Consider the following 5,279-nt stretch of genomic DNA (forward strand, 5'->3'; position numbering starts at 1 on the left):
CCAAGCTTTTCTGGTCGGAACCCCCTAAGCCGAGTTTTCAAGGTGCTGCGCCGTCCACTTGGTTTTCGAGACTGGCCTTTTAATTCTAACGTAAAGCCAACCTAGAACGGCGGGGTTTCAGACCCAAAATTTCCGATGAAGGGTGATGATTCGCTTGAGCAGGTGATGCGAGAAGAGAACACAGAGAACTCATTTCCAGTGTTGACGATTGGGAATCTCGATCGTTTGAGTGAAGCTGAATATCGAGAGCGTTGTGCTGAAAGGCTGATCGAAATCGCTGTAGACATTGACAATTACAAAGGAGTTGGTCGGCTGTTCATTCCCTGATATTGTCGTTTAGGCTTCAGGGTTATGGCGATCGCAGTCTGAGCGGTGAGAAGCAGGGCATTGTAAGACTTTTAGTCATGGCCAGTATATTTGTACGAGGAAGTCCAATTATACTAAATCCTGTTTAGAAAGCATAAGGGAGGAGGAAGCGGGTTTTTTAAAGTTCGATTGGGAGTTAGTTATGCTATTAAAAGCAGATTTGGTATTATACAACTCAGCAATATAAGTTAGGAATTTTGGGCTAATGTCACCTACTTTTACACCAATAAGACTCACGATTATCGATTTACTTGGGGTTTTCCTTCCTGGAATGGTCTGGACTATCTTATTTTTTACTCTCCGAGAGATGGTTTCTCCTCAATGGAATATAAAACCTACCGATCCTCTTAAAGTTGCTTTTTTTATTGCAACTCTTCCCAAAGAATTATCAGGGCATGAATACGGCGCACCCTTTTATGTTGGTCTAGCCTTATTATCAATTCTTATCGGCTATTTCAACATGGCTTTATCTACATATCCAGCAGAATGGATTTCTATTCGAGTTTCTAGTTTCATAAGAAAAATTAAGGCCTCATTTATCAATTTATTTAAATGTTTCTGGAAAATCAAAAAAAATCAAGAAACTCAGGAGACTCAGGAGATAAAAGATAATTTCCCCTATCAAAAATATTACGAAGAAAACAAAAAATTTCTCTATTCAAGTATCAAAAAAATTGTCAATGCAGAGTTGCAAATTCAGGAAGAATCAGACAATGTTAAGATAGAGAAACTAGCTTCTTATGAACCTTTTGAAATCTGTAAGCGCCTTCTCAAGATTCGTCAGCCTGTTTTATGGGAAGAGGCACAGTACAGGGAAGCTCAGGTGCGAATGTTAGCGTCTCTGCTTCTTGCTTCATTATTTAATCTTATACTATCTACACTAGCTATCAAGGAAGAACCAAGCTGGATGTTCACATCGCTTGTCATCACGATCATTATCGGACAAACTTTTAGAAACAGGAGGTTCCGGGAGGTAGAGGATGTTTACATCTCAACCCTGCTCCTTAGGAATTCTGTACCTCCTTCATCGAATTCTAATTCTGATAAAATTAATTAGCCTATGCTGAGATAGACTTTAGATGGTCATAATCTGAGATTTATTAAACTTGTGAAATCAGAAGGTGAGCAGGGAATCAAGTTCTTGTTTCTGTTTCAGATGGGCATCATTCAGACATCCATAAATAGCCGAAAAAACTCGGAAAAGTTTTCATAATATCTGGCTTCCCCATTGACAAAAAGCCATAACCTGTGCTGCAGGAAGGATTAACAGAATTTCCGATACCCCCTTACTGGGTACAAATTAAGGAAACCTCTAATAAATCTAACGCCGTACAAACTCCTCGTCAATAGCAAATCAGGTTATACTTCACACCCCACACCCCACACCCTACCCCCACGAAAAACTTTTTCAGCAGACCCTACCTATCGATCCCATGTTTCCCTATTCTAAGCGCACAATCTCTCCACCTCTGGCTAGAGATAATTCTGCTGCCTGGAGGATTTTGACTAATTCCGTCCCTACCGATCCCGAAGATACAGGAGAATCGACACCCGTAGCCACCGACTCTAAAAAATGTTCGCACAATGCTTTTAGGGGTTCACCATCGGCAATAGGGATAGATTCCGTCTCCTGTCCCCGGGGAATAAAATAGGCTTCCTGACGTTCAAAATAGCCCTTTTGTCGCGTTAAAGGCGATCGAGAGTCTAATTCATTGAAAATTAAAGTCCCTTCGCTGCCAACTATCCCTAAACGTCGCTGTTTATCGGGATTCAACCAACAAAGGTGAATAGTCGCTTGAAAACCATCGCCATAGATCAGGGTTAACCAGACTAAATCGGCTAGATTAGGTTGTAGCCAAACCGTTCCTCGTGCCTGAATTAATACTGGTGTACTATTTAACCAATGATTAAAAATCGAGATATCGTGAATAGCTAGATCCCACAAAGCGGACACATCCTGACGAACTGGCCCCAGGTGGGTGCGAGTGGCATAACCATAAAGAGGTTTACCGATACCCCCGGATTGCAGGACTTTTTGTCCGGTGATAACGGCCGGATGAAAAAGATAGGTATGATCAACTAATAAAATACGCTGTTTTTTCGCCGCTAATGCCGTTAATTCGCCACATTCTTGGGGATTGAGGGTTAAGGGTTTTTCGGCAAGGACGTGATAACCTAAATTAAGAGCATCTTTAATCAGGGGATAATGACTGATGGCGGGAGTAACGACGACTACAGCCGAGATTTCGGGGTGAAGACGAATTGATTCCCAGTCATTGGCTAAAATAACCTTATTAGTATCGAGATTAAATTGATCGCGACAGAGATGAAGTTTTTCAGGGGAGGAGTCAACGATCGCCACTACTTGTGCTGAGGGATGTTGAGAAAAATGACGGACGAAATGGACTCCCCAACGTCCTACCCCTAAGATAGCGATTCCTGTGGACATTTTGCTTACTCAGATAAATCAATCTAGTTTATTTTAAAAGGATTAGGCGCAATTGTTCATTGATTCTGAGAACTGGAAGGGATTATGTTAAAATTTTTTATCGATCGAGGGGGAACTTTTACCGATATCGTGGCGATAATCGATCGACCAGAAATTATTGAACGACTAGCTAGAGATGCCGCTAGATTTCTGATTGTTCCCCTTGCCGATCAACAGTGGATTGTTCTCTATAAACTGCTCTCGGAAAATCCCGAAAAATACCCAGATGCAGTCATTCAAGGGATCAAAGATATTAGCGGTTCCCTAGATAACATCGAAGTGATTAAAATGGGAACAACGGTAGCCACCAATGCGCTGTTAGAAAGAAAAGGAGAGCGCACGGTTTTGTTAATCACCAAAGGTTTTAAAGATGCCTTGAGAATTGGCTATCAAAATCGCCCCGATATTTTTGCCCGTCAAATTATTCTTCCTTCTTTATTATACGAACAAGTTATCGAAGTGGCCGAACGGTACGATAGTCAAGGACAAGAATTAATCGCCGTTAATCCCGCCCAAGTTAAAGCCGATTTAATACCAGTTTATCAAGGGGGTATCCGAAGTTGTGCGATTGTTTTTATGCACGGTTATCGTTATCCCGACCACGAAAAACAAGTGGCAGCTATTGCCGAAGAAATCGGCTTTACTCATCTAGCCATTTCCCATCAAGTCAGTCCTTTAATGAAACTGGTATCCCGGGGAGATACCACGGTAGTCTCTGCCTATTTATCGCCAATTTTACGCCGCTATGTTGATAGTATTAGCCAGCAATTACCGAAAACTAGCTTGTTATTTATGAAATCCGATGGCGGTTTAGTCACCGCCGATAAATTTCAGGGTAAAGATAGCATTTTATCTGGTCCTGCGGGGGGAATAGTCGGGGCAGTACAAACCAGTTTAAGGGCGGGATTTAGCAAAATTATCAGTTTTGATATGGGAGGAACTAGCACCGATGTTTCTCATTTTCAAGGGGAATACGAGCGCCAAACAGATAACGAAATTGCTGGCGTAAGAATGCGAGCGCCGATGTTAAGTATTCACACCGTGGCCGCTGGTGGAGGTTCGATTTTAGTCTATGATGGTTCTCGTTTTCGGGTTGGACCAGAAAGTGCCGGAGCTAATCCGGGACCTGCCTGTTATCGACGGGGTGGACCATTAACAATTACCGATGCTAATGTTTTGTTAGGAAAAATTCAAGCTGCCTATTTTCCCGCTATTTTTGGACAAGAGGGAAATTTACCCCTAGATAGAGAGATTGTGCTGACAAAGTTTCAAGAATTGGTGGCAACAATGGGGGGTAATAATAGTCCTGAACTGCTGGCTGCGGGGTTTATTCAAATTGCCGTGGAAAATATGGCTAATGCGATTAAAAAAATCTCTCTACAAAAGGGTTATGATCTCAGTGATTATACTCTTTGTACCTTTGGCGGTGCCGGGGGTCAAGTGGCCTGTTTAATTGCCGATACTCTGGGAATGAAAAGTATTTTTCTCCATCCCTATGCCGGGGTTTTAAGCGCCTACGGCATGGGTTTGGCCGATTTGAGGGTAATTAAAGAAAAAGCGATCGAACAGCCGTTAAATGCCGATTTAATCGGGCAGTTGCTCACGGAAATGAACGAATTAGAAGTTTTAGCGGGTCGGGAATTAGAGGATTATAATCAGGTGCGGCAGCAAGTTAGTTTAAAATATCAAGGCAGTGATGCCACTTTAGCGGTTAATTTTAGCGATCAAATGCGTCAGGATTTTGAACGGGAACATCAAAGACGTTATGGGTTTAAGCAAGAACAAAAAGCTTTAATTGTTGAGTCGATTGCCGTGGAATTGATCCAGACTATGGACAGTCCCAAAGAAGCAATTTTAACTCGCTCCCGTCCGATGGGAGAATTACCTCCTATCCTCGATCGAGTAGCGGTTTTTATGGCTAATCAATGGCGAGAAACGCCAATTTATCAGCGTTCAGATCTGCAACCTTTTGATTGTCTCGCCGGACCAGCAATTATTATCGAAAAAATCAGCACGATTGTGATTGAACCGGGTTGGATGGCAAAATTAACGGAGAAAAATCATTTAATTCTCTCCAAAGATTAACTAGGGTTTGCGGCAAAAAGTTTTTCGTGGGGGTAGGGTGTGGGGTGTGGGGTGTGGGGTGTGGGGTTTTACCAGTTTTGAGGTGGCCAATTACCTAATTTTCAGGGAAAAAGTGCCTAAATTTCCCCCACTTTTTGATTTCAAAAAAGCCTAAAGATATTATCCAACAAGGTTTTTAGCTTTATTCAGTAAACCCTACATAGGGTCTGCTGAAAAAGTTTTTCCTAGGGGCAGGGTGTAGGGTGTGGGGTGTGGGGTGTGGGGTTTTACCCATTTTCATCGGGTAAATTACCTAATTTTCAGGGAAAAAGTCCCGGAATTTTCCCCCCGACCACTCCCA

The 5,279-nt window shown here is 42.4% G+C and carries 3 protein-coding genes and 2 pseudogenes; 3 read left to right on the forward strand and 2 right to left on the reverse strand.

The window, feature by feature from the left end; all coding sequences use genetic code 11:
- Positions 1-135 precede the first annotated feature (135 nt).
- A pseudogene (locus O9295_RS06275) lies at positions 136-327 on the forward strand (ACP S-malonyltransferase); the annotation flags it as partial.
- A gap of 244 nt (positions 328-571) precedes the next feature.
- Positions 572-1,423, forward strand: coding sequence for a hypothetical protein (locus O9295_RS06280; RefSeq protein ID WP_288032381.1), 852 nt, complete (start codon positions 572-574; stop codon positions 1,421-1,423).
- Between the two features lie 57 nt (positions 1,424-1,480).
- Here O9295_RS06280 and O9295_RS27730 read toward each other — a convergent pair.
- Positions 1,481-1,623: pseudogene (locus O9295_RS27730) on the reverse strand (IS630 family transposase); the annotation flags it as partial.
- Positions 1,624-1,807: 184 nt separating this feature from the next.
- A complete protein-coding gene (locus O9295_RS06285) occupies positions 1,808-2,815 on the reverse strand; it encodes a Gfo/Idh/MocA family protein (protein ID WP_288032383.1) in 1,008 nt (335 codons plus the stop codon).
- 84 nt (positions 2,816-2,899) lie between these two features.
- On the opposite strand from O9295_RS06285, the gene O9295_RS06290 reads away from it, so the two are divergent.
- On the forward strand, positions 2,900-4,939 hold the full coding sequence (locus O9295_RS06290) for a hydantoinase/oxoprolinase family protein (RefSeq protein WP_288032384.1): 2,040 nt from the start codon (positions 2,900-2,902) through the stop codon (positions 4,937-4,939).
- The last annotated feature ends 340 nt before the right edge of the window (positions 4,940-5,279 follow it).

Source organism: Microcystis sp. LE18-22.4A (genome assembly GCF_027531105.1).
GTDB classification, from domain to species: Bacteria; Cyanobacteriota; Cyanobacteriia; order Cyanobacteriales; family Microcystaceae; genus Microcystis; species Microcystis aeruginosa.

Bases quoted from the DNA above. Each gene is read 5' to 3' on its own strand.
- O9295_RS06285 (WP_288032383.1), bottom strand. From the start codon at position 2,815: ATGTCCACAGGAATCGCTATCTTAGGGGTAGGACGTTGGGGAGTCCAT.
- O9295_RS06280 (WP_288032381.1), top strand. From the start codon at position 572: ATGTCACCTACTTTTACACCAATAAGACTCACGATTATCGATTTACTT.
- O9295_RS06290 (WP_288032384.1), top strand. From the start codon at position 2,900: ATGTTAAAATTTTTTATCGATCGAGGGGGAACTTTTACCGATATCGTG.